This is a genomic window from Noviherbaspirillum soli (assembly GCF_015352955.1).
GTDB classification, from domain to species: Bacteria; Pseudomonadota; Gammaproteobacteria; order Burkholderiales; family Burkholderiaceae_D; genus Noviherbaspirillum_A; species Noviherbaspirillum_A soli.
In genome coordinates, this window is sequence record NZ_JACYOX010000040.1 from 1 (window position 1) to 23,313 (window position 23,313).

Annotated in this window: 20 protein-coding genes and 2 pseudogenes; 12 read left to right on the forward strand and 10 right to left on the reverse strand. The window is 60.0% G+C overall.

Features of this window, described 5'->3' with window-relative positions:
• Positions 1 to 120 (forward strand): annotated as a pseudogene (locus IGW04_RS25910) (IS5/IS1182 family transposase); the annotation flags it as partial.
• Here IGW04_RS25910 and IGW04_RS21585 read toward each other — a convergent pair.
• Together IGW04_RS21585 and IGW04_RS21590 are read right to left on the reverse strand one after the other, a co-directional pair.
• Entirely contained in the window at positions 83 to 1,771 is a 1,689-nt protein-coding gene (locus tag IGW04_RS21585) for a hypothetical protein (protein WP_194715169.1), read from the reverse strand. The pseudogene IGW04_RS25910 and the gene IGW04_RS21585 overlap by 38 nt on opposite strands.
• A 465-nt stretch (positions 1,772 to 2,236) precedes the next feature.
• On the reverse strand, positions 2,237 to 3,082 hold the full coding sequence (locus IGW04_RS21590) for a DUF4007 family protein (protein WP_194715170.1): 846 nt from the start codon (positions 3,080 to 3,082) through the stop codon (positions 2,237 to 2,239).
• Between the two features lie 646 nt (positions 3,083 to 3,728).
• On the opposite strand from IGW04_RS21590, the gene IGW04_RS26255 reads away from it, so the two are divergent.
• Together IGW04_RS26255 and IGW04_RS21600 are read left to right on the forward strand one after the other, a co-directional pair.
• Positions 3,729 to 3,944: a helix-turn-helix domain-containing protein gene (locus tag IGW04_RS26255; protein ID WP_407672160.1), complete on the forward strand. Its 216-nt coding sequence runs from the start codon at positions 3,729 to 3,731 to the stop codon at positions 3,942 to 3,944.
• Positions 3,945 to 3,953: 9 nt separating this feature from the next.
• Positions 3,954 to 4,499, forward strand: coding sequence for a hypothetical protein (locus IGW04_RS21600; protein WP_194715172.1), 546 nt, complete (start codon positions 3,954 to 3,956; stop codon positions 4,497 to 4,499).
• Between the two features lie 114 nt (positions 4,500 to 4,613).
• Here IGW04_RS21600 and IGW04_RS26260 read toward each other — a convergent pair whose 3' ends face one another.
• On the reverse strand, positions 4,614 to 4,793 hold the full coding sequence (locus tag IGW04_RS26260; protein WP_194715173.1) for a helix-turn-helix domain-containing protein: 180 nt from the start codon (positions 4,791 to 4,793) through the stop codon (positions 4,614 to 4,616).
• Positions 4,794 to 5,139: 346 nt separating this feature from the next.
• On the opposite strand from IGW04_RS26260, the gene IGW04_RS21610 reads away from it, so the two are divergent.
• The 8 genes from IGW04_RS21610 to IGW04_RS21645 all read left to right on the forward strand — a co-directional run bounded on the left by IGW04_RS21610 (position 5,140) and on the right by IGW04_RS21645 (position 15,033).
• Positions 5,140 to 6,876, forward strand: coding sequence for a SpoIIE family protein phosphatase (locus IGW04_RS21610; protein ID WP_194715174.1), 1,737 nt, complete (start codon positions 5,140 to 5,142; stop codon positions 6,874 to 6,876).
• Positions 6,877 to 6,881: 5 nt separating this feature from the next.
• Positions 6,882 to 7,376, forward strand: a complete 495-nt coding sequence (locus IGW04_RS21615) for an ATP-binding protein (RefSeq protein ID WP_194715175.1) — start codon at positions 6,882 to 6,884, stop codon at positions 7,374 to 7,376.
• 234 nt (positions 7,377 to 7,610) lie between these two features.
• Positions 7,611 to 9,452 carry a glycosyltransferase family 2 protein gene (locus IGW04_RS21620; RefSeq protein WP_194715176.1) on the forward strand — a complete coding sequence of 614 codons (1,842 nt, stop codon included), beginning with the start codon at positions 7,611 to 7,613 and terminating at the stop codon, positions 9,450 to 9,452.
• On the forward strand, positions 9,449 to 10,795 hold the full coding sequence (locus IGW04_RS21625; RefSeq protein WP_194715177.1) for a DUF3131 domain-containing protein: 1,347 nt from the start codon (positions 9,449 to 9,451) through the stop codon (positions 10,793 to 10,795). The genes IGW04_RS21620 and IGW04_RS21625 overlap by 4 nt, the downstream gene beginning before the upstream one ends.
• Positions 10,792 to 12,213 (forward strand): DUF3131 domain-containing protein, encoded by a 1,422-nt coding sequence (locus IGW04_RS21630; RefSeq protein ID WP_228527301.1) that lies wholly within the window; start codon positions 10,792 to 10,794, stop codon positions 12,211 to 12,213. The genes IGW04_RS21625 and IGW04_RS21630 overlap by 4 nt, the downstream gene beginning before the upstream one ends.
• Positions 12,207 to 13,652, forward strand: a complete 1,446-nt coding sequence (locus IGW04_RS21635; RefSeq protein ID WP_194715178.1) for a DUF3131 domain-containing protein — start codon at positions 12,207 to 12,209, stop codon at positions 13,650 to 13,652. Before IGW04_RS21630 ends, IGW04_RS21635 begins: the two co-directional genes overlap by 7 nt.
• A gap of 40 nt (positions 13,653 to 13,692) precedes the next feature.
• A complete protein-coding gene (locus IGW04_RS21640) occupies positions 13,693 to 14,640 on the forward strand; it encodes a hypothetical protein (RefSeq protein ID WP_194715179.1) in 948 nt (315 codons plus the stop codon).
• A 51-nt stretch (positions 14,641 to 14,691) separates the two neighbouring features.
• The gene (locus IGW04_RS21645) at positions 14,692 to 15,033 is read left to right on the forward strand and encodes an STAS domain-containing protein (protein ID WP_194715180.1); all 342 of its coding nucleotides are present in this window, start codon (positions 14,692 to 14,694) and stop codon (positions 15,031 to 15,033) included.
• Positions 15,034 to 15,055: 22 nt separating this feature from the next.
• Here the strand turns inward: IGW04_RS21645 and IGW04_RS21650 are convergent, their stop codons facing one another.
• Positions 15,056 to 15,781 (reverse strand): family 16 glycosylhydrolase, encoded by a 726-nt coding sequence (locus IGW04_RS21650; protein WP_194715181.1) that lies wholly within the window; start codon positions 15,779 to 15,781, stop codon positions 15,056 to 15,058.
• Positions 15,782 to 15,953: 172 nt separating this feature from the next.
• On the reverse strand, positions 15,954 to 17,210 hold the full coding sequence (opgC, locus tag IGW04_RS21655; RefSeq protein WP_194715182.1) for an OpgC domain-containing protein: 1,257 nt from the start codon (positions 17,208 to 17,210) through the stop codon (positions 15,954 to 15,956).
• 347 nt (positions 17,211 to 17,557) lie between these two features.
• On the opposite strand from opgC, the pseudogene IGW04_RS21660 reads away from it, so the two are divergent.
• A pseudogene (locus tag IGW04_RS21660) lies at positions 17,558 to 18,043 on the forward strand (NADPH-dependent FMN reductase).
• 63 nt (positions 18,044 to 18,106) lie between these two features.
• Here the strand turns inward: IGW04_RS21660 and IGW04_RS21665 are convergent.
• The 5 genes from IGW04_RS21665 to IGW04_RS21685 all read right to left on the reverse strand — a co-directional run bounded on the left by IGW04_RS21665 (position 18,107) and on the right by IGW04_RS21685 (position 23,188).
• The gene (locus IGW04_RS21665) at positions 18,107 to 19,642 is read right to left on the reverse strand and encodes an ArnT family glycosyltransferase (RefSeq protein ID WP_194715183.1); all 1,536 of its coding nucleotides are present in this window, start codon (positions 19,640 to 19,642) and stop codon (positions 18,107 to 18,109) included.
• The gene (locus IGW04_RS21670) at positions 19,639 to 20,637 is read right to left on the reverse strand and encodes a glycosyltransferase family 2 protein (protein ID WP_194715184.1); all 999 of its coding nucleotides are present in this window, start codon (positions 20,635 to 20,637) and stop codon (positions 19,639 to 19,641) included. The genes IGW04_RS21665 and IGW04_RS21670 overlap by 4 nt, the downstream gene beginning before the upstream one ends.
• Positions 20,610 to 21,017, reverse strand: a complete 408-nt coding sequence (locus tag IGW04_RS21675; protein ID WP_194715185.1) for a GtrA family protein — start codon at positions 21,015 to 21,017, stop codon at positions 20,610 to 20,612. Before IGW04_RS21675 ends, IGW04_RS21670 begins: the two co-directional genes overlap by 28 nt.
• Entirely contained in the window at positions 21,017 to 22,567 is a 1,551-nt protein-coding gene (locus IGW04_RS21680) for a hypothetical protein (protein WP_194715186.1), read from the reverse strand. The genes IGW04_RS21675 and IGW04_RS21680 overlap by 1 nt, the downstream gene beginning before the upstream one ends.
• A 153-nt stretch (positions 22,568 to 22,720) precedes the next feature.
• Positions 22,721 to 23,188, reverse strand: coding sequence for an MgtC/SapB family protein (locus IGW04_RS21685; protein WP_194715187.1), 468 nt, complete (start codon positions 23,186 to 23,188; stop codon positions 22,721 to 22,723).
• Positions 23,189 to 23,313: the final 125 nt, after the last annotated feature.

Here is a 23,313-nt window from a genome sequence, read left to right on the forward strand (position 1 = left end):
TTGCATCAATTCCGGCGACTGCGCGTACGCTACGAACGACTGCCCTCGATTCATGAAGCATTCCTTCACTTGGGCTGCGCCCTTATTTGCTGGCGCATTTTGAAAAACTCATTTTGTTAGATGCTCTTAGCCACAACAACGCCTTACGCAAACCCTCGCATTCCGGGTTATCAAACCGAGCATCATGTAGTGCAGCCGAAAGAAACTCGTCGTTTGGCTGAAAACCCGCGGCAAGCACCGAAGAAAGGAAAATCGTTGACATGATATTCTGCCGCTCAGCAATATCTTGTACATCCGCTCCATCCGATTCTAACTGACTCAAATTTTTATAATGCACATCGAGTTGTTCCTCGAGTCCACTGCGGCGCATACGTTCGCCATAATATTCGACTAATTCGGGAATACGAACCAACTCATGACGGTATAACGTGTCTTGAGGTACGTCTATATCTAACCGGCCACGGTCCTCGAGTTCTGGAAGAAAATGGAACGCAGTGCGTGTTGCTGCCGCATAGTTGTTTGATAAAGCTAGCAAACCGGCGGTTGTAACTGGATGTAGTGGGTAACACTGCTTCGCTACAAATTCTACCTCTGAGCCTAGGTGGGAAAACAATTCTAGGCGCTGGCATGCATCGATTACTTTCGTCGCATTCTCGCGATTGGCATCCAAAGCCGCCCTGCCCTTCTCTGTCTTAGCCACTTGCGCCGCTAACAAATGGTAGCCTTCCGATTCAGCGGCCTTCATCTCGACCTTCAATATGGTGAAGCGCCCTTCGATTTTAGTCAGGTTTTCCCGCACGCCCTCCGTTGCCCCTTGGCGCGGACCGTATTCACCTAAAGACACGTGCGTTAGGCCAATGAATAGAGTATGACCTTGAGATGGCGTGCAAACTTGCTCAACGAATCGCTGCAGATCGTGGATTTCTGCCTGCGGGTTGCGCGCACTGTTGGTGAGCATGTCTTCCAACGCATACCCAAATTCATCCCAAATAACTGCGATCCCGCGATAGTTTTTCTTTTGCAGAGCGGCGGCAGCATCCGAATAAATGGCGTGGAAACTTTTTGCTCCAAAGTTTTCAGGTGCAAATTCGATACCAAACGTTACTGCCTTGTGCCATTTCACGAAGAAATCAAGTGCTGCTGCTTCTCGGTTTTGTAGCGCTTCCTGAAGGTCTGAGAGCTGCAAATACTGATCGCCTATATTTCTTTTTGGCAAGAACTCGCTAGCAAACGCCGGGGATTGTTCCAACATTTTGGCAATCCTGTCCAACGCAACATCAAATGCCGTTTTTGGCATTAGCTTGGCCGGGTCGAACCCAGAGCTAACAAGGGAAGTGTACAGTGCCTCCACCAATGCGGCTTGTACCGAGGTTGCACGATTGCCGTAAAGCGGCACAACGAAATACGGGCGCGCGTCGTCGTCCTCTGGCGGCAAAAAGTTACTTTTTAGTGACTTCGCCAATGCCCCTTCATTCATGTCTACCAAACGATTCAAGAACGTTTCGAAGTCGGAGCCACCCACACCACCGCTTAATGCTTGGCCGACCAATACTGCAAGACGGCTTTTCCCTGCGCCGTAAGTGCCGAACCAATTAAATGCGCGTTCATTGAACGCTGCGTCCGGGGCAACCGCCCGTAACAACTTCTTCAAAATTGTTATTGACGCTTGTGTTGGGGTGAAAGTACCAGCCAGTGCTTTGTTTTTTAGTCCATCCTCTAAGACGATGGCAGCCTGCTCGCGGCGAATTGAGACGATCTCACTGAGTTTCATGCTAGTTTTCGTATTTTGATATGTAGACGTGAATTTCAGGCCCAAGCGATTGAGTCCGATTTAGGTAACTTTCTACGTTTGCCAATGTAGCTGCCGTACCTGTAAACACCACAAAAACTCGATTTCTCCCATACGTTTCTGCGAGATTTGCCCAGAATACACGCCTGTCTGCGATCGACCATCCGACCATCCATTCTTCTGGCAAGTAGACAATTATTCCGTTGGGATGAGGTTCAGAGAATAGGCGCGCACAAAATTTGTTTCGCGATATCGGAACATGAGGAGCACCGTCTGATCCAGGTTTGCTCCATACAGTTACCGGCCGCAACAGCTGCGACAATTTAGACTTAAGAATTTCTAAGTCGGCTTGGCGAGCTGATGAAAAAGCAACCCCGATATAGCGAGGCGGCGGCGAATGGCTAGCCCGGTCTACGAGAAATCGCCGGAGCGCGCTTTCCAATTCGATTACATCCAAGTGTCCGCTCCTTCTTGCAAGAAGGTAATCAATACTGACTCAGCGGTGAAAAGCGGATCGAACGATAGTGAATCTAAGTTGGCATTCGTGGTGTATTGCAGTCCAAGGTTTTTCAACGACAGCTGTTTGATGCGGGCTCGCAATGCGTCTTGCGAGGTGAGCAGGTAATGATCAAGATGCATTCCAATTAACTCGCTGAAGTCAACCGATATGCGAGTAGGGAAAAAACGCTCACGCGTGAGCGCAATACCGAATAGGATGGCACCATCTGGGACTAGTGGGGCACCAAGCCGCCAGAATACGTTGTCATCACTAGCGCCACGATCAATACGGGATTCAACCAAGCCGAGCCCTTCGAGAGCGCCATCACGACCAAAGGTTTTTAAAATGCCGTCAAGGTAAGTCTCAAGGGTCCCAACCCTTAAATCGTTGCCTTCAACCTCGGAAACCCTTTCAACCAGCGCTTTGGTCCCGATATAGGTGCGCACCGAAGGTTCAAGTTGAACGAAAACTCCGTGATACGGGTAAGCGTCTTCTGAAAGGCACAGTAATAAATGGAACGCCCACCATGTTGAGGAGCGCTGAAAAGTTGGGTCATTCTCCAAGATGGCCTTGCCGTAACGGCCCACGACAAAACCGTTACCATCCTTTTTGATCAACTTTGACGCTGACAGCCAATTTTTAATGGCTGTCAACATATTTGCTCCTGCAAGCAATTCCTTTCGTGCCATGCGTCTGTTCGCATTGCTAAAAATTGCAGGATTAGACTGTACTGCCTTTAGACCTGCTTGTGCCCACCACCGGTTCATGGGGAACGACTGCGTATCGAGTGCCATCGAAGAAGAACTTCCGTCTATTGAATAGGGATGCGAGGGTACCAAGGGCACATCGCTAAAACATAAATGCCAAGCTTATAAGCTCCAAACGATAAATAATATAACTTGAAAGAATTTTTATGCGGCAACAAAATTATTGTTCTACATTCTAGGATAGTGGTTACCAAACTGCAACGAAATTGCTTAGAGTTGCATAGAATACAACGCCAGTTAAACATTCTGGCCTCGACAAATCGCTGGGGCTGGCAAAGAATATGTATTCCGCGTTCACCGCGCTGGCATCGACCAACCTTTCCCTAGCAAAGCATCGTCTGAAGACGCTATCACGCTCGTAAATGGGCGCCAGCGCCTATAAGGGTATAAATTACGGCAGACCGCCTTCCATCCTAGATTCTGGCCTTTATCGTCTAGAAAAATCTCAGAATCGAAGAATGTTCAGAGTTTCTATAAGGCAAGTTGCGCTTGCCTTGCTCATAAGCTGCAACCTTAATTGGCTGTGCTACCAAAACAGGAGTATGGCAATAGAACGAAGACGTCCAAAGAACGCAGAGATCGAGCTCTCTGAACAGGAGCATGCCAGCTTGCAAGTCGTGGCACATTGCCGCTCTTGCCGCATAGCTTGGTGCGCCGAACGCAAATGATCCTGATGTCGGCCGAAGACCACTCCAATACCGCCGTCGCCGAGCATTTTGGCTTGACACTGCCCAGCGTCGGTTACTGGAGAAAGCGCTACCTGAGTCAAGGAATCGACGGCTACTATGATATCAGCTGTCTCCGGCGCCCATGGAGCTATGAAGATGACAGCGTAGCGACTCTACTCAACAAGGTGCCTAACTATAAGTCCCGGCAAGCTAAGGACTGAAGCGTTCTCTTGGCGGCTAAAGAAACTGGCATTTCCAAGAGCACGGTGCAACGCTACCGGCATCTGTTCGGCGTGCAGCCCCATCGCAGCAAGTCGTTCAAGCCTTTGACTGATCCCTTCGTCGTTGAGAAAGTGTGCGACATCGCGGGCGTATACCTCAATCCTCCCGATAAGGCATTGGTTCTTTGCGTGAATGAGAAGAGCCAGATTCAGGCCATTGAGCGCGGCCATCCGGCCTTGCCAGTCAGTCTGGACCAAGTCGAAGGGATCACCCTTGACTATTATCGGCACGATACCATTACGTTCTTTGCTGCACTGGATGTGATAACCCGCTACGTCATCGGGCAATGCAAGGCGCGGCACCGGCACCGGCACCACGAGTTTCTGTCATTTCTGCGCCATATTGACCAGAGGGTTCCTGAAGAGCTGGACCTCCATTTAGTGATCGACAATACGCCGCGCACAAGCACCCAAAGTACGGGCCTAGCTGGCGCAGCGTCCCCGCTATCAGGTGCATTACACGCCGACGTACACCCCGTAGCTCAGCCATATTGAACGCTGTTTTAAGCTGCTGACGCAGAGAGCGCTACGTCGCAACTTGTTTAAACCGTTAGAGAACCAATCCGCAAAATTGACAACTTTGTAAAGCAATACAATGTGCATTACCGGTCATTGACTGGATCGCCAAGGCAGAAGCCCAGCAGTACCGTGATGCTGATAGGCTCCCACCCAAGTCCTGACAAGGCTATCAGCGATGTCGTACTTGGCGGAGAGGATTTTGTATCCTCCCTTTCCAGATAGGTAGTCACGGACCACCTTCCGTTTGAATTTAATGTCGAACGTCCTCATGAAACCTCCAGGGTTATGTCCAACTCTTGGGGGTCAGTTCAAACCCGGGGCGATTCATCCGTCCGCACCACAGATAAGAGACGACGTAGCGCAATGGATCAACGCGTCATCAGGACAGTGTGGCAACAGCTGGCAGCGTGGGTCGCCTCACGCCAGCCTCCTGCGAAATGCTTGTTCAAACACATGAATCATTACCGCCCCGGCGTCATTGCCAGAAAAGGCCGGTGATAATCCGCCAAAGGATTTGAGCCGGCCGCAAGCCGCGCAAGACGTCAAGCGCCGCCTGGCCGGAACGACCAACCATGACAGCCCGACAGGAATCCTCCTCTACCCACTGCACGCCTCTATGGAAATTGCGCCACTACCGGAAAACGAAGCCGAACGGCTGGACAATCTCTACAGCTACGACCTGCTCGATACACCGCTCGACCCGGTCTTCGACGACATTGCATCGCTGGCCGGCAAGATCTGTGGCGTGCCCTATGCGCTGATCACCCTGGTCGACGCGAAGCGGCAATGGTTCAAGGCTTCCTATGGATGGAAAGGCGGACGCGAGACCTCGCGCGACATCAGCTTCTGCAGCCATGCGATCCTGCAGGAAGACGTCTTTCATGTGCCTGATGCCAGCGTTGACCAGCGCTTTTCCGGCAATCCGCTGGTGACCGGCGATCTGGCCATCCGCGTCTATGCCGGCGTGCCGCTGGTCAGCGAGGAAGGCCACCGCCTCGGCGCAGTGTGCGTGCTGTCGGACCAGCCCGCAACGCTCTCGAACTGGCAACTGGAGTCGCTGCGGCAGCTGTCGCATGTGGTGGCCTCGCTGATCAAGGCCAGGAAGCGGGACGCCCGCATGCAGCTCATGGGCAAGGTGCTGGACCAGATTCCCGACGAGATCATGCTGGCCGATGCGAGAAGCCTGCGCTGCGTGTATGCCAACGCAGCAATGGAACGCACCGCCGCCAGTTTGGGCAGGAACGTCAGGGAAGCTACCCTGGCCGAAGTGGTGGCGGCAGCTCCGAACTCGGCGGCAGCGCGGCTGCTCGACGAGGTGCGGTCAGGACAGATCGCGCGGGCAGTAGTCGAGGTCGAACGGCCGCGCGATGCGGATGGCACAACGCAGCCCGACCAGCTCGAAATGCGCCTGCAGCGGCTGCAGTTCGACAAGTTCGACACCATCATTTCAGTCGGCCATGACATCGCCGAACGCAAGCATGCCGAGCAGGTCAGGCTGGGCCTGCAGGCCGAACTGGAAAGCCGCAACCGCCAGCTCTCGCGGGCCTACAACCAGCTCGATGATGAACTCAAGCTGGCGCGGGAAACCCAGTTCCACTTCCTGCCACAGCCACGCTGGATAGGCAGCGCCCGCTTCGACTGGCTGTTCCGCGCGTCGCATTACCTGAGCGGCGACATCTTCGATTACTTCAATCTCAATGAACGCCATGTCTGCTTCCACATCATCGATGTATCGGGCCATGGCGTTGCGGCAGCGTTACTGGCACTGGATGTGCAGCGCCAGTTGTTTTCCTATCGCCTGCAAGCCCTTGAGCTGTTGCGCAGGCTGGATTTCAACCTGGGCGCGGCGGCGCCCAGGATCGTTCAGGAGTTCAACCGCCGCTTCTATCGCGTCAATCCGACCAGCATGTATCTGACCATGGTCTACGGCCTGCTCGATGCCCATACTGGCGACGTGGCACTGGTGCAGGCGGGCCATCCGCATCCGATGGTCTGGCACCAGGGCAGCGCCAGCCTGCAGGTGATCGGCAATGGCGGCCTGCCGATCGGCATTCTGAAGAAGGCGGGCTTCGAAGTGCTGCGGCTGCGCCTCGATCCCGGTTCGCGGCTTTATCTGTATTCCGATGGCATCACCGAATCCGAAAACAGTTACGGTGTGGAATTCGGCGCTGAAAGGCTGGCCCAACTGCTGCGGCGCGAGGCTGACGCGCCGCTGACGCAGGTCAAGGCCGCGCTGGAGTCGGCGCTGCTGGAATGGAACCCGGACCCCGCCGCAACCAAGGACGACATGACCTTCCTGGCGCTGGAATACGACGCCGCACATCGCAATCAACCCCCTGTCCAGCGAGCCTGACTGCCATGACCGATCCCACTACGCCATCAATGCCACTGCCCGGCGACAAGCCGGTGCGGCGTGCCAGTTTCATGTTTGAGGCCACGCTGGAAGACGTCTCGCGCGTGGCCCAGGCGTTGCGCTTCTTCATTCCGCCGGAAGTGCCGGAACAGGCCAAGTCGGAAATGGAGATTGGCGTGGTCGAGGCCATGACCAACATCGTCAAGCATGGCTATGGCAGCAGCGAGCAAGGCGTCATTGAAGTCAGCTACAGCCTGTCGGCGGGCGTCATCACGATCGAGCTGCGCGATCAGGGCAAGCCCATCTCCAGCGATGCGCTGTTCGGCGACGACCTTGCCGTGTTCGACTTCGATCCGGAGGACATCGCCAACCTGCCCGAAAGCGGCATGGGCCTGTCGCTGATGAAGAGTACGTTCGACCAGATCGACTATCAATCGGCCGATGGCAGCAATCTGCTGCGCATGGTGAAACACGTTCAGGCGAGCGCCGCCGGCGAATAAGGCCTGGCCGTGCAAACCAGCGCGCCTCCCGCGTCTGAAAGCCGGGATATTTCGATCCCGTCAACGGTCATGCAGATTCTGTAGTAGCCGCGTGCGGATTTCTGAGAAAGTACAGCAGACCTGATGTCCTCTCCGGCATCGGTCAGTCAGTGCCGCCCGCATGGCAAGCGCCGCCATCCGGGACGGTCAGCTGCACCGACCCGCCGGGTTGAACGCTCGCTACGGGGAGTCTAATTGGCATTCTATTTTGAGAAATTCGAAGATCGCAGGCCGCCTCCTCCACTGCCACATTCGCCAACGATCGAATTAATCTGGCAGTTCCTGGCTGTCATCGCGCTGGTGCTGGGCGCGAACTACATCCGCTGGCGCTGGATGGAATCCCTTAATCTCGACGCCCTCTGGTTTGCGATCCCGCTGGCCCTGGCCGAGACCCTGGCCTACATCGGCCTGGTGCTGTTCACCATCAACCTCTGGAAGATACAGGACACGCCACGGCGCGCACCGCCGGCCACCATTGCGGAATGCTCCGGCAACGAGGCCGACGAGGCCCGACCGATTGCGGTCGATGTCTTCATCACCACCTATAGCGAGGACGAGGAACTGGTGCGTATCTCGATACGCGACGCCAAGGCAATCCGTTACCCGCATCCGCTGGACCTGAAGATCCATGTGCTCGACGATGGCAAGCGCGCGCTGATGCGCCAGGTCGCGGCCGAGGAAGGCGTCAACTACATCACCCGTGCCAGCAATATCGGCTTCAAGGCCGGCAACCTGCGCAATGCGCTGGAAAACACCGGCGGCGACTTCATCATCATCTGCGACGCCGACACCCGGCTGTTCCCGACGATCCTGGAGCATACGATGGGCTACTTCCGCGATCCGGACGTAGCCTGGGTACAGACGCCGCAATGGTTCTTCGACATTCCCGAAGGGGTGCCGCTGCCGGCTTACCTACAGCAGTCGCTCGGCCGCCCCGGCCGCTGGCTGGGCAGCGCGATCGAGCGGGTGTTTGGCCGGGCGCCGGTCGGACGCGACCCCTTCGTCAACGACCCCAAGATGTTCTATGACATCCTGCTGCGGCGTCGCAACTGGGCCAATGCCGCCTTCTGCTGCGGCGCCGGCTCGCTGCACCGGCGCGAGGCCGTGATGCAGGCGGCGCTGCGGGCCTTTGCGCTGAGCGTGGACAAGGAGGTCAGCAAGTATGCCGACCAGATCCCCGACCCGGCCATCCGCGCCGACTTCAGCGATGCGATGCGCACCCAGGTCGTGCTGGAAACCGAGTTCACACCTTACAAGTTCCATGTCTCGGAAGACATCTATACTTCCATCGTGCTGCATAACGATATCGACAGGCGCTGGAAGTCGGTGATGCATCCGGAAGTGGAATCGAAGATGCTGTCGCCGCAGGACCTGCTGTCATGGATGATCCAGCGCTTCAAGTATGCCGGCGGCACGCTGGACATCTTCTTTCGCGACAATCCGCTGTTCCGCGGCCGCATGAGCTGGCCGCAGCGGCTGATGTACCTGTCGACCTTCTGGTCCTATTTCGGCTGCGTGTGGAACATTGTCTTCCTGGCCGCGCCCATCATCTATTTCTTCACCGGCATTGCGCCGCTGTCCAGTTATTCCACCAACTTCTACTGGCACGCGGTGCCATTCATCGTCGCCACCGAACTGGCCTTCATGTTCGGCATGTGGGGCGTATGGCAATGGGAGGGAAAGGCGTCTTACCTGTCCTTTTTCTCGATCAATGCGCGTGCGCTGTGGACCGTGCTCAAGGGCGAGAAGATCAAGTTTCCGGTGACACCCAAGGAAAGGCAGGAAGGCAATTTCCTGCCGCTGGTGATACCGCAGATCGTGGTGGCCGCACTGACGGCGGCCGGCGCAGTGTATGCCGGCTACCGGGTGTTTGGCCTGGGCTTTCACAATGAGCTCCCGGCGCTGCTGGTGAACCTGGTCTGGAGCGCAAACAACATCTTCGTAATGATCCCCATTATCCGCGCCGCCCAATGGCAGCCGCCGGAGGAAACGGCCGAACCGGCCATCAACGACCAACAACAGGCCCATCCCGTATGACAGAAAACCTGGTCAAGGCGCGCAGCACCATCGTCTTCATCATTGCCCTGCTGGTGGCGACCATGCTGGCCGTCTGGATAGAACGTGAAAGCGCGCGCCATGCCGACGAGGAGAGACCCGCCGCCTATGCCGGCCAGCCGGCAGTCGCCACCAGCAGCGACCTGCCGGCCCTGCCCAGGCCGCAGCCGCTGACGCCGCAGGAGCGCGAGATGGCCCTGCTTGCGTGGAAGTACTTCGAGAACAACACCAATTCCGCGACCGGGCTGGTCAACTCGGTGCAGGACTATCCTGCCGCCACGATGTGGGATACCGCCTCCTACCTGCTGGCGCTGGTGTCGGCATCCAGGCTGGAACTGCTGCCGCAGGCCGAATTCGACCGCCGCATGGCCCAGGCGCTGGGCTCACTGGCGAAGCTGCCGCTTTACGACAACGCGCTGCCCAACAAGTCCTATGACGTCCGCACGCTGGCCATGGTGGACTATACCGGCAAGGAGACGCCGAACGGCATAGGCTGGTCGGCCATCGACATCGGCCGGCTGATGGTGCCGCTCAATATCATCGCGTGGCGCTATCCGCAGCATACCGGGCTGGCCCGGCAGGTGATCAGCCGCTGGAACACTAGCCGTCTGGCGCAGAAGGGCCATCTGTACGGCGTCGCCGTGGCGCCCGATGGCAGCGCCCAGCTGTTGCAGGAAGGTCGCCTGGGCTATGAACAATATGCAGCCAAGACCTTTTCCCTGCTGGGGCTGGACGTGCATGCCGCGCAGGACTACCTGGCCCAGCTTGCCTTTGTCGACATCTATGATATCGGCGTGCCCTATGACAGGCGCGATCCGAAGAAATACGGCGCTGGCAATTTCGTAGTGAGTGAACCCTATGTGCTGGACGGCCTGGAATTCGGCTGGGACAGCACCTCGCGCGAGCTGGCATGGCGGGTCTACCGGGCCCAGGAACAGCGCCACAGAAAGACCGGCAAGCTGACCGCGGTCACCGAAGACCATCTGGACCGCCCGCCCTACTTCCTCTACGACGCCGTATACAGCGGTGGCAAGGCATGGAACCCGGTCACCGAAAAAGGCGTCAGCATGCCGGAGTTGCGCACCATGAGCGTCAAGGCCGCATTTGGCTGGCATGCGCTGTACCGGTCCGACTACACCATGCAACTGGTGCAGGCGGCGGCGGCGCTGCATGACAAGGACAAGGGCTTCTATGCGGGCCTGTATGAAGAAGGCGGCGTGCCTAACAAGGCCATTACCGCCAATACCAATGCGATCGTGCTGGAAAGCCTGGCATTCATCGCAGGCGGCAAGCTGCTGAACCTGCAGGAAGGAGGGGGGAATTGAAGGCAACCTTCACCCAGATCGCGCTTGCAGTAGCATTGTGCAGTCCGCTGCTGGCGGCGGCGCAGTGCAGCCATGGCGCAATGCCGGCGGAACGCTATGCAAGACGCACCGGCGCGCTGACCGAGCAGGAACGCAACATGGCCCGCATTGCGTGGAAATACTTCGAGAACAATTACCAGCCGCAGACTGGCCTGGTCAATGCGGTCGACGGCTATCCTTCTACCACCCTGTGGGATACCGCTTCCTACCTGGGCGCGCTGGTGGCCGCCCATGAGCTGGGCCTGGTGAACCGGCAGGTGCTGGATGAGCGCCTTGGCGCCATCATAAAGACCTTCAACAGCATGGCGTTCTTCCGTGACGAGCTGCCCAACAAGGTCTATAACGCCAAGACCATGGACAAGGCCGACTATGCCAACAATCCGGGCGAGATCGGCTTTTCCGCGATCGACCTGGGCCGGCTCTTGATCTGGCTGCGGATCATCAAGGACCGTTACCCCCAGCATGCCGATGGCATTGACCGCTTCGTGATGCGCTGGAAGTTCGACAACGTGGTGGACCGCGACGGCATGCTGTATGGCGCCTCGCTGTCGCCGCAGAAGAAGGTGCAATATGTGCAGGAGGGCCGGCTGGGCTATGAGGAATATGCGGCCCGGGGTTTCGACCTGTGGGGCTTTGGCACGGCGCAGGCGTCGGCGCCGGAACCGTATGAAACCATACCGATCTATTGCATCGAGATTCCCTACGACAGCCGCGACCCGCGAAAGTATTCCCAGCACAACTACGTGGTGTCGGAGAGCTACGTGCTGGACGGCATCGAGTTTGGCTGGGCTACCGGGCCGGAGGCGGCAAGCGCGGGCATGCGCGGCGCGCAGTGGCGCCGCGATTTCGCCAACCGCGTCTACCAGGCCCAGGAAAACCGCTACCAGGCCACCGGCATCCTGACTGCGCGCAGCGAGCATCAGTTGGACCAGGAACCCTATTTCGTCTACGACACGGTCTACACCGACGGCTATCCGTGGAACACGATTACCGAGCCGGGCAAGTATGTGCCGCAATTCGCCGCGGTGTCGCTGAAGGCGGCGCTGGGCATGTGGGTGCTGTGGAAGTCGGACTATACCGACCGGCTATTTGCCCATATCGCGGACAAGCATGAAAAGGACAAGGGCTATTACGAAGCCATGCTGGAAAGCGGCAAGGGTCCGATCAAGGCCTTCACCGCCAACAACAACGGCATCATGCTCGAAGCCCTGCTGTACAAGGCCAAAGGCACGCTGCTGGAGCCCGGCAAGCAGCGCCGCGGCCTGTGGGAGCAGCATGCATCGAAACTCTATGGCGCCGACGTCAGGACTCGCTTCGGCGGCCCGCGGCAGCCGGTAGCGGCCGACAGCAGCGCCTGCGGCAAGGGGGTGCCATGCTGATGCGGCGCTGGCTTACCGGCGCGCTGCTGCTGGCGGCAGCGCTGCTTACCGGCTGCGGCCTGGTGTCGCGCCAGATCACGAAGGCCGGCGATTATGCGGAACATGCCGGCGGCATTGGCCGCTATGGCAGTCTGAGCGAGAAGGAGCTGCAGTGGGCCAAGGTGGCCTGGCGCTACTTCGAGAACAACACCAATCCGCAGAACGGCCTGGTCAATGGCAGCGACCGCACGCCCAGCTTTTCGATGGCGCACCTGGGCGACTACATTGCGGCACTGACGGCGGCGCGCGAACTGGGCTTGGTCAACGAGCGGGAATTCGATGAACGCCTGTCGAAGGTGCTGGCCTTCCTGCAGGGCATGGACATGTCCGAGGCCAGCATCCCGGCCAAGGTCTACAACACGCTGTCGGGCAAGATGGTCAACTACGCCAACCAGCCGGCGGACATCGGCTGGTCGGCAGTGGAGACCGGCCGCCTGCTGACCTGGATGAAGATCGTCGCTGTGCGCTATCCGCATTACGAGGAATACTTCGACAAGGCGGTGTTCCGGATGAACTTCTGCCAGGTCATCGATGACTGCGGCATCCTGCACGGCCTTTCGCTGGAGAACGGCAAGCGCAACCGCTACCAGGAAGGCAGGCTGGGCTATGAGCAGCTGGCCGCCGGAGGCTTTGCCGCCTGGGGCTTCGAAGCCCGCCGCAGCTGGCGCGGGCCGGACCTGGAAACGGTCAATATCTATGGCGTGCCGGTGCGCTATGACGGCAGGGAATCGCGGCTGAGCGGCGTGCAGACGCCGGTGCTGACCATGCCCCATGTGCTGATGGGTATGGAATTCGGCTGGCGCTATCCGGGCCAGAGCGTGGCTGCAAGCAGCGAGGATGCCGACTTCCGGAAGATGGCCGATGCCGTCTATCGGGCGCAGGAAATGCGCCATGCCAGGGAGGGGGTGCTGACCGCGCGCACCGAATACCAGATCAAGGAGCCGCCCTACCTGGTCTACGATGCGGTGTTTGCCGCCGGCTATCCATGGAACACGGTCGGCCCGGACGGCAAGGAGTATGAGAAGCTGGCCATGGTCTCGACCCGCGCCGCGTTCGGCCTGTGGGCGCTGTGGCCCACGGCCTATACCGACCTGCTGATGACGTCGGTGCAGACGCTCTACAGCCCGGAGCGCGGCTGGTATGACGGCCGCATGGAGAAGAGCGGCGCGCCGCAGGAAGGCATTACGCTCACCACTAATGCCCAGGTGCTGGAAGCGCTGCTGTTCAAGGTCAAGGGACAGCTGCTGCCTGCGGCAAGCAACGGGCGCTATCTGCGCCGGCAGACCGGCAACCCGTTCGACCGGCCCAATCGCTGCTTCCCCGGCGAGCGGCCGGCATGCCGCGACCCTGGTGCCGCGCCCATGCCGGCCGCGCTGCGCCCGGCGGCAATGGCGCGATGAAGCATGCGGGCATGGGAACCATGAAGCGGCGTCGGTGCAGATGCGAACGCGGATTTTGCTGATGGGCAGCCTGGCATGCGGTCTGGCGCCGCTGGCAGGCATGGCCGAGGAGATCAACCGCGCCGGCACCTTCCCGGCGCTGATCCCATCCTGGGAACTGTCGCGCGGCACGCCGGCCGACCGTGCGCCGCCGCCACCGCTGGAACCAGCGGCGGAAGAAGTCAAGCGCCTGCGCCTGCGTCTGGCAATGGATATACCGCTGCGCACCACCGAAGGCGGTTTCAAGGGCGCGGGTTTTCAGGGATCGCCTGCGGTTTCGCCCACGCTGCAGGCCGAACTGCGCTACAACCCGCACAGCTACTGGTTTGGCGGCGTGACCTTCTACCGTTATCTGATGGGCGACAGGCAGCGGCCATGGAATCCGGACTTCACCTATACCTTCGGCTACGACGACTGGCACCCGGACACCTTCAGCTTCACCTACAGCAATTACGGCGGCAACCGGCTGTTTCCCGACCATACCGTGCCGCGCGGGCAGCAGCCCGAGCAGTACACCCGCTTCAACCAGGGCCAGTGGTCAGTCGGCTACAAGTTCGTGCTGCCGGAGATGCTGCGTCCGCTGCTGCTGATCGATGACCGGCACCAGCTCGGCTGCAGCATCAATGCCAACCTGACGCCGCGCTATACCGACCTGAAATCGCGCTCGGTGCAGCCATCCAAGCGTTCGGCCTCGCTCGGATGCCGCTATGCCACGCCGTCGAACTGGTACGCCAACATCACCCTGTTCTACTACCCGGACCGCAGCCAGCAGCAGCCATGGGACCCCGACTTCACCTATGGCTTCGGCTATTTCGACTGGCATCCCGGCACGATTTCCATCCAGTACAACAATTATTCGGGCAACCGCTATCCATGGCACAGCCGATCGCCGGGCCAGGGCGCGCCGCGTAACGGCAGTATCTCGATCTCCTGGTCACATGCATGGTAGACCGGCACCAGGCCCGAAACAGGCAGACTACACACAAGGAAGAGGACCCCTATGGACATCATCAATATCAGCCGCGAGCAGAACGTGGCCATCATCCGGCCCGCGACGAAGCGCATCGACAGCGCGGTGGCGCCGGCTTTCAAGGAAGCCGTGCTGAAGCTGGTGCAAGCAGGCGACAAGCGCATCGTGCTGGACCTGGAAGGCGTCGACTTCATGGATTCCAGCGGCCTGGGCGCTCTGGTCTCGGTGCTCAAGGGCTTGGGCGGCAGCGGCGCGCTGGGCGTGTGCAATGTGCAGGGCGGTGTGCAGAGCCTGTTCAAACTGACCCGCATGGACAAGGTATTTACCATCAGCGACAACCTGGCCGAAGCCGTGCAGAAGGCCGCTGGCTGAGGCAGCGGCATAGGGGAAGGCCCTACTGCCCTATCCAGACCGAGTCGTACTGGGCCGCGCCCTGCTGTCCGACGTAATAACCCGGGAAGAGCAGCGCCGTACCGATGTTGTCGCCATACCAGGCATTCATCATCAGCCTCATGGGCGCGCTGATCGCGGCTGCGGCGCGCCGCACTTCCACCCACTGGCCGGCGTCATTCATCACATGCCAGACGATCACATCGGCCTGCCAGCTCACGCTGTAGCGGCGGCTGGTCTTATAGGGATCGATGCCCATGGCCCTGAGGTCGATGTCCTGCGGATGCTGCTGTCCGGCAGTCCAGTAATTGGTATGCAGCAGGCCGCTGCCGCCGACGAATTCAATGTCGATCTCATAGTGGGAGGCGGTGGCGGCGACGCCGTCATACAGGAAAAAGGAACTGACCGTTCCCGGCACGGCCGATGGCTTCATGTCCACCACGAAGGCGCCGTATTGCCAATACTTGGTGGTCCTGACTTCGGCGCACTTGCCGGAATTGCCGCTGAAGCTCAGGCTAAGCTGGCTCTTGCTGACATGGACATCCTGACTGGAAAAAGTGCAGCCGAACGGCGGGCCGTTCACCCAGGTTGCGATCTGCCACGCGCTGCTGAGAGCACGGCCATAGAAATCGTCGAAAAATACCTGGGTCGTCTGTGCGTTCAAGGTGGTGGTGAAGCCGGCCAGCGCAAGCAGGCAGCCGCCGATCAATTTTCTTGCAAGATTCTTCATGGTCAACCGTATCTGGATATTCCGGCAACCGATGGGCATTTGCCAATTAGTTGCTATGCGGGAATATTCTAGCCGCTTTTAGTTGACTTCGAGAAACATTTTGCGGTGTTGTTGTCAGACGTACCCGGTTTGACACCCGGTCCGGCCTCCTATTGCAGCGCCGGGCTAAGTATCAGTGCGGCACCAGGTTGAACAGGAATTTTTCCCTGATCATCCACCAGCAGGCAAGCAGCGCCAGCACATGGAGGGCGGTGTTGATCCATACATCGTCCAGTGTGGGCAAGGGCGAATTGAACACCAGCAGCACAACGAACAGATGCATGAAGAACACATACATCGATTCCTGCCCCAGCGGTATGAACAGCCAGCCCAAGCTGCGGTAGATCGGTTTCCAGGCCACCGTCAGCACGGCCATGGCGGCAACTAGCAGGCAGGTGATATTGAGGATGCGGCCCGGTCCCAGCTTGTATTTCAGGAAGAAGGACTGGTAGGCGGCATTGAACAGTTCTGGCGCGATGAAGTGCAGCCGCGCCCATGCCGGCAACTGCTCCAGTGGGTGGTTCAGCGAAAACATCGCCAGCATCAGCGACAGCAGCATGCATAGCGCGATCACCGCGCGGCCCGCGCCGGTGGAGAAAAACGCCATCACCGCCTTCCGATGGAAGCCGGCTACCACGCCATGCACGAACAGCAGTTGCCAGGCCAGCACCGGGAACGCATATTCGAACTGGGCCACAGTCAACTGGATCTCCGCGGTGCCGGGCTGCGCTTCCGGCGTCAGATAGTTGACCAGGTAGGCCAGCCAGCTCGCCAGCAGCAGCCAGCCGGTCAGCCGCCTGTCCAGGGCCCAGAAGATGACGGGCGTAAGCAGAAACAGCACCACATACAGTCCGACGATCTGGAACTGGTGCGGACTGGCTGCCAGCACCAGCACATGGAACAGATTGGACAGGAAACCTTCCGACAGGCTGGGATATAGCGGATAAAGCGTGCCGCTGACCGGGTCGGTGAAGGTGGTCAGCGAGGTCATGTCCAGCCACGGCACCAGCCGCAGCAATGCCACCAGGCCGGCGGCGATGACGGCCGTCTTGTACAGCGTCCAGGCCCTTGAGAAGAGCTTGATGGTGCAGGCGCCGAGGCCGTCGCTGCGCAGCCTCTTGCCATAGACAGCGCCGGTGACGATACCCGACAGCAGGATGAACATTTCCGCCGACGACACCACCCCTACCCGTTCCCAGCCTATCAACGACACCCATGAAAAGAAGTTGAAGTGTGAGGTAAATAACAGCACGAATACCAGGCCGCGCAGGAAGTCGATGCGCAGGTCGCGTGTCCAGCCCCGGCTGTCATAGCGCCAGGAAGCGGGTCGGACTGCGGGCGCGGCGCCGGGCGCTGCCTGGTCGTGGGCGGGAAAGTGGGCTGAGGTCATCCAGGCACGTTGGTTGGTTTCGAAGTCAGAGCCTTGCACGCTGCGCGGCTATGGCCAGACTAGACGATGCAGCGTGGCAGCATGTTGCGTCTGTCGGACTCGTGGCCGATTCAGGCTTAATCCACGGCAAGCCGGCTGCATGCCGCGCGGCCGGCCGAATCGCAGAGGATGCGCAGACATTGCGCCAGAGCGTCCATCGGCACGATGCATCTGCAGTATGCTGCGATGCACAGGGCGGGTGAGGAACCTGATCGTTCACCGAGGAGAAAGGAAGACACCATGACAGCCACGGTGCCGAAGATAGTGGCCTTCGCGAGCAGCGCCGCAAGGCTTCCCTGAACAAGCGGCTGGTCCGGGTCGCTGCCGAAAGCGCGCGCCGCGCCGGCGCCGACGTCACCGAGATCGACCTGCGCGACTTTCCGGTGCCGATCTACGACGGCGACCTGGAAATCGAGCAGGGACTGCTGCCGAAGGCGCGTGAACAGCGGCAACTGATGCTGGAGCACCAGGGCTTCCTGATTGGCAGCCCCGAATAAAACGGTTCCCTCCCGGCCCTGCTGAAGAACTTGATCGACTGGACTTCCCGCGCCGTCGATGGCCAGGATGGCCTGGCGCCTTACCGCAACAAGATGGCGGTGCTGATGAGCGCATCGCCCGGCAGCTATGGCGCACTGCGCGGCCTGGTGCATGCCAGGGCCATCCTCGGCAACATCGGCGTGATCGTGCTGCCCGAGCAGCTGGCGGTGGGCAAGGCGCATGAGGCCTTCAGCCTGGACGGCTGTACGGCTCCGTCAACTTCTGCCGCCTGTTCGGCATCCCGACCGCAAGGCTGAAGGTCGCAGTGAAATGACAAGGAAGGGACAGGATGCGGCGCACTGCGCCGCCATCCCTACCCTTCACTTCCTCGCATACACCACCAGCTCCCGTTCATCCTTGCGCACATCCCCGCGCAAGGGCACGCGCCCGACGATGGAAAACATGCCGCCATTGTCCAGCAGGCGCTGGAACTGCTGCATGCTGGGCTGGTCAGCGAGATAGCCTGTCTGCGCCACTACCACTGCAATCTTCTGGTCGTTGAGGATCTTCAGGATCGCGTCCTGGCTCAGTTCGCGGTCGCGTATGCCAAGCTGGCGCATGATGTTGATCTCGACGAACAGCTTGTCCGCACGGCGCGTGCCGATATCTCGGCGCTTGCCGTCGGCGCGCATGTTGAAGATGACGCTGCCGTCGCGATGCGCCGAGATCAGCACGTTCTCGCCAGGCGGCGTATGGGCCTGGGCCAGGCCGGCTGCCTCGCGGTATCCCTGCGCCACCGGCACCTGGAACAGCATCGCCTGATACACCGCCCAGCCCGCCAAGGCCAGCAACAGCAGGCGTCCCAGCAAGGCCTGCACGCGCACCATGCCGTAAGCGGCAAGCATGAAGGTAAACGGGATGCTGGGCAGGTTGAAGCGCGCCTCCTTGTTCGACACGATGGTGAAGAAGAGCCATGACGACAGGGCGAATGCGGCGAAGACCCGTGCCGCTGGCGGCATGCCCGAGCGCAGCGTGGCCACGGTGGCCAGCAGTCCGGCGATGATGAACCAGGTGGCGGGCCAGCCGATCTGCTGCGGCAGCGCCCGGGCATACCAGGTCCAGTTGTTCCATGACCACAGGGCCGGCATGTCCGGCATCGCGCCGGCCAGGTTGCCGGTCACCTTGCTGAAGTAGAAGACGCTGCCGACCGATGGCAGCGCAAGCACGAGGAAAAGCAGTGCGGCAGCTAGCCATGTCCGCAGCGGCGGACGCTGGGGCGTGCGATGGAACAGTGCGAACAGGCCAACCACCGGCACCGCATAGCCGGTTTGCACCCGGGTCAGCATGGCCAGGCCCATGAAGGCCGCAGTGACCAGAAGCCAGCGGCCGCTGCCGGTGTGCAGGTAATGAATCAGCGCCCACGCGGTGCAGAGCAGCAGCGCCAGCGCCGGCACATCGAGCTGCACCTGCCGCGCCCACAAGGCCATGTCCGGCAAGGCCAGGATGGCCAGCGCCACCAGCAGTGCGCTCCACCTGTCCATCATGCGCTGGCAGATCAGGTAGATCATCACGCCGGCAAGCATGGCATGCAGCGCCACGACGGACTGCGAAACAGCATGGCTGGCGCCGAACACGGCCAGGAAAGGCACCGAGGCGATATACATGAACGGCGGATAGAAGCCAATATTGATCGCCGGATATTGCTGGTAGTACTCCCTGGCGAAGCGCAATGGATGCAGCAGGCCGCCTTCCATCAGGAAGTCGCGCAGGAATATGCCATTCATCGCGTGGCGGGATGCGTCATACCACCAGAAATCGCCGCCGGTGGGCGTGGTCATGAAAAGCGCCAGCGTCATCGCCGCCAGTGCGACGATGGCTGGCGCATGGCCCAGCCCTGCCACCCTCGCCTGGCTCATCGGGGCGTCGCGTCGGTAAAGCGTTCGCCGCACAGGCTTTCAACATGGAAGCGCGGGCGTTTCTTGGAGGACTCGAAGATCTTCGCCACGTACTCGCCGATGATGCCCAGGCTCAGCAGCTGCACGCCGCCCAGGAAATACATCGGGATTACGGTCGATGCCCAGCCCGGCAGGGCACTGTCGGTAAACAGCTTGGTGACCACGGCCCATGCGGCCATGACCAGGCTGATCACGGAAATGATCATGCCGATGCCGGTGATGAGCCGCAGCGGATAGGCGGAAAACGAGGTCACGCCCTGCCATGCCAGCGACAGCATCTTGGTCAGCGGGTATTTCGATTCGCCGGCAAAGCGCTCGGCCCGGTCGAATTCGACGATCGCGCCCTTGTAGCCCAGCTGCGGCACCAGGCCGCGCAGGAACAGGTGGGTTTCGTCGTAGCCGCGCAGGCTTTCCACCGCGCGCCGGCTCATCAGCCGGTAGTCCGCATGGTTGTAGACGATCTGCACGCCCATCATGGCCAGGAACTTGTAGTAGCTCTCGGCGCTGAAGCGCTTGAAGAAGGTGTCCTTGGTGCGCTTGCGGCGCACGCCAAACACGATCTCGCTGCCTTCGCGGTAGCGCTGGATCATTTGCGGAATGGCTTCCAGATCGTCCTGCAGGTCGGCATCCAGGCTGATCAGGATGTCCCCCGGCGCCGTCAGCAGGCCGCACAGCAGCGCGTTCTGGTGACCGCGGTTGCGGCTGAGCTTGATGCCGCAGACGTCGGCATGGCGCTCGGCGTAGTCATGGATCATTTCCCAGGTCCGGTCGCGGCTGCCGTCGTCGACGTAGTAGATTGCGCTGCCCTCGGCGATCTCGCCGTTGGCCTGCAGCCGGGCCAGCATGGCCTGCAGGCGGGCGGTGGTTTCCGGCAGGACTTCCTGCTCGTTGTAGCAGGGAAGCACCAGGCTCAATACCGGCGGATGGGCTAGGTCTGTGGCTTTTTGAATGTCCATAATGCGTTCAATGTGTAATTCCAGATCAAGACGCCTGCGGTGGTCAGAATCTGGGCCGGCGCGGGATGCAGGCCGGCGGCGATCAGCAGGCTCAATAACAGGGAGTTGATGCCCAGCCCGAGCGCGGCGGTAATGGCAAAGCGCGGCAGGGTCGCGGCGTGCGAGCGCTCGCTGCGGAAGGTCAGCCGTGCATTGAGCAGATAGTTGGCCACGGCGCTGATGGCGAATCCGACGTTGGAAGCCGTCAGGGCAGGCATGCCGGCCAGCCCCATCAGCAGGGCCATGATGGCGTACTGCAGGCCGGTGGCGAAGCCGCCCACCACGAGAAAGCTCGCCAGGCTGCGCAGGGAAATGTTGCCGGACTGGGGTGTTGTGTTCATCAGGAACCTTTCTGCGGGCGTATCTTGAAGAGCATCACATTCTCTTTCTCATAGATCGGCGCAAAGCGGGCCGGATAGTCGTGGCTGAAATAATCCGGATTGATCAGCATCACAAAATCGAACCGTTCCAGCGGGAGGTCAGGAAACGGATCGGCCTTGCCCTTCTCTTCCGGCGGCATGCGGAATGTCTGCGAAGGATCGACTGAAAACGGCGCCTTCGAGCCATAGACCACCTGCAGCACCTGCTTCCCCGGCTCGGCGAACAGGGTATTGAGATAGGCTTCCTTCGTTACCACTGCCATGTTGGGCACATGGTCCAGCGGCGGATTGGCAAGATAGGGGAAGCTGTCGCCGCCGCAGATCACTGCCACTCGCGCGCCATGCGGCAATTGTTCGATGCTGGACAATATCGGCTGATAGACCTTGTCGGCATGGATCCAGTTCACGCCAATGACCGTCATGCGCCCCAGAAACAGGACTGCCAGGCCGGCGGCCAGCATGCCGCGCACCCGGGCCGTCTCGATGCGCACGTGCAGGGCGGCCACCGTGGCCAGCGCCACCATTACCAGCAGCCGCCGGTCGGCGCCGAAGGAAGCAAACATCAGCCGCGGCAGGCACAGATAAATGATGAACAGCAGGGCCAGCGGCAGCCGCAGGTCGCGGTGAACCGACAGCCGGCGGGTAAGGATGCCGGCGCCCACCAGGGCCGCCAGGATCAGGAAGGTGGCGACATCGAGCGGCAGGCTGTAGTTGTTGACCATATCCAGCAAGCCGTACAGCTTGTCGACCGGCGCAGACCACTTGATTTCCCCTGCCCGATCGGTGGTGCTGGACAGCCCAAGAAACAGCGCGGCAGGAAGCACGAATTGCGCGCCAGCCACCAGCAGGGAGCGCCAGGGCCCGTTTTCCCGCTGGCGCCATGCGACGGACACTTCGTAGCCGCCGATCAGGATGGCATAGCTGGCAAACGCATGCAGGTGGGAAATCAGCAAGGCGGTCGACAGGATGGAAAACAGCACGATGCGCAGCGCGTCGCTGCGAGGGCGCAGGTGAATGTGCGCGGCCAGCATCCACAGCGCAAGCCCTACCGAAAACAGATAGTTCAGGAAGCCCCAGAGGAAATGCCTGTTGTAAAGAAACAGGAAGGCAGCGAACGGCAGCAGTGACCAGCGGCCATACAGCGTGCGGTGCAGCACGATGGCGCCGCTTGCCATCAGGAACATGGCAAGCGCAGCAAATACCAGACTGGCCTGCTCGGCGGACAGGGGTGGCATCAGCATCGGCACCAGGAGATCCATCGCCAGATTCGGTATGAATTCCCAATGCACCAGATAGTGCCTGGCAAGCGCCGCCGAGTCCGACAGGTGCGCAATGATCTGCATGCGGGCCACATGGTTCGGATAGTCGCTCAGGGGCAGCGGCGACACCAGGGCAAACGGAATGAGGACGACGGTGAGTAGTGCCAGGAAAGTGCCCGCAAGCGCCAGGTGCCGGGTACTGCGTATTCCTGCGCCCGTTTCCGGCAGGGTCTTGCATTTCTGAAGCATCATGAAACGGCTTTAACTTAATTGGCGATCATCTCATGACAGAAAAACAAGGCCTTGCGTGAAACAGACTCATGGACAATCAAGCCGTAAAAAAGCCGCGGAGCCCGGCATTGTTTCATGGCGACAATGCCGGATGGCATTAATCCCATCCGCCGCCTATTTCGCCTTGGTCAGCCTGAGCAGCGACAGCACCACCCATCCGAACACGGCGCTGAGCACCGCGGTTGCCTCCAGCCCGAGCCCGGCCGCCACGCCGACCGCCGATGTCAGCCAGATGCCGGCGGCGGTGGTTAAGCCCTTGATATGGCTTTCCTCGCGCAGCTTGATGATGGCGCCGGCGCCGAGAAAGCCGATGCCCGAAGCCACGCCCTGGAGCACGCGCGACATGTCTTCCAACGCCATGCCAGCCTGGGAAGGCACCAGCACGAACAACGCCGAACCGAGCGATACCAGCATATGGGTGCGCAGGCCGGCAGCGGCGCCAACCGATTCCCGCTCGTAACCCAGCAAGGCGCCCAGCGCCAGCGCCACCAGCAGGCGCAGGCAGACCCGCGTGACATCGGATGCGTCGCCCAGATCGGAAAATTCCTGCTGAACGGCAAGCCAGCTTTCAGTCCACCACATTGTTTTTCTCCTTGATCTGCAGGTCTTCCATGGTACGGCCGAGCAAAACTTAAGCGCATGCTCGACGACAATGGCTGCGCCTTTTCCCGGCGGCAAAGCTGTTCTGCCGAGCCTGTCGAACGCTG

Bases quoted from the DNA above. Each gene is read 5' to 3' on its own strand.
- IGW04_RS21585 (WP_194715169.1), bottom strand. From the start codon at position 1,771: ATGAAACTCAGTGAGATCGTCTCAATTCGCCGCGAGCAGGCTGCCATC.
- IGW04_RS21590 (WP_194715170.1), bottom strand. From the start codon at position 3,082: ATGGCACTCGATACGCAGTCGTTCCCCATGAACCGGTGGTGGGCACAA.
- IGW04_RS26255 (WP_407672160.1), top strand. From the start codon at position 3,729: ATGTCGGCCGAAGACCACTCCAATACCGCCGTCGCCGAGCATTTTGGC.
- IGW04_RS26260 (WP_194715173.1), bottom strand. From the start codon at position 4,793: ATGAGGACGTTCGACATTAAATTCAAACGGAAGGTGGTCCGTGACTAC.
- IGW04_RS21610 (WP_194715174.1), top strand. From the start codon at position 5,140: ATGGAAATTGCGCCACTACCGGAAAACGAAGCCGAACGGCTGGACAAT.
- IGW04_RS21615 (WP_194715175.1), top strand. From the start codon at position 6,882: ATGACCGATCCCACTACGCCATCAATGCCACTGCCCGGCGACAAGCCG.
- IGW04_RS21625 (WP_194715177.1), top strand. From the start codon at position 9,449: ATGACAGAAAACCTGGTCAAGGCGCGCAGCACCATCGTCTTCATCATT.
- IGW04_RS21635 (WP_194715178.1), top strand. From the start codon at position 12,207: ATGCTGATGCGGCGCTGGCTTACCGGCGCGCTGCTGCTGGCGGCAGCG.
- IGW04_RS21640 (WP_194715179.1), top strand. From the start codon at position 13,693: ATGCGAACGCGGATTTTGCTGATGGGCAGCCTGGCATGCGGTCTGGCG.
- IGW04_RS21645 (WP_194715180.1), top strand. From the start codon at position 14,692: ATGGACATCATCAATATCAGCCGCGAGCAGAACGTGGCCATCATCCGG.
- IGW04_RS21650 (WP_194715181.1), bottom strand. From the start codon at position 15,781: ATGAAGAATCTTGCAAGAAAATTGATCGGCGGCTGCCTGCTTGCGCTG.
- opgC (WP_194715182.1), bottom strand. From the start codon at position 17,210: ATGACCTCAGCCCACTTTCCCGCCCACGACCAGGCAGCGCCCGGCGCC.
- IGW04_RS21665 (WP_194715183.1), bottom strand. From the start codon at position 19,642: ATGAGCCAGGCGAGGGTGGCAGGGCTGGGCCATGCGCCAGCCATCGTC.
- IGW04_RS21670 (WP_194715184.1), bottom strand. From the start codon at position 20,637: ATGGACATTCAAAAAGCCACAGACCTAGCCCATCCGCCGGTATTGAGC.
- IGW04_RS21675 (WP_194715185.1), bottom strand. From the start codon at position 21,017: ATGAACACAACACCCCAGTCCGGCAACATTTCCCTGCGCAGCCTGGCG.
- IGW04_RS21680 (WP_194715186.1), bottom strand. From the start codon at position 22,567: ATGATGCTTCAGAAATGCAAGACCCTGCCGGAAACGGGCGCAGGAATA.
- IGW04_RS21685 (WP_194715187.1), bottom strand. From the start codon at position 23,188: ATGTGGTGGACTGAAAGCTGGCTTGCCGTTCAGCAGGAATTTTCCGAT.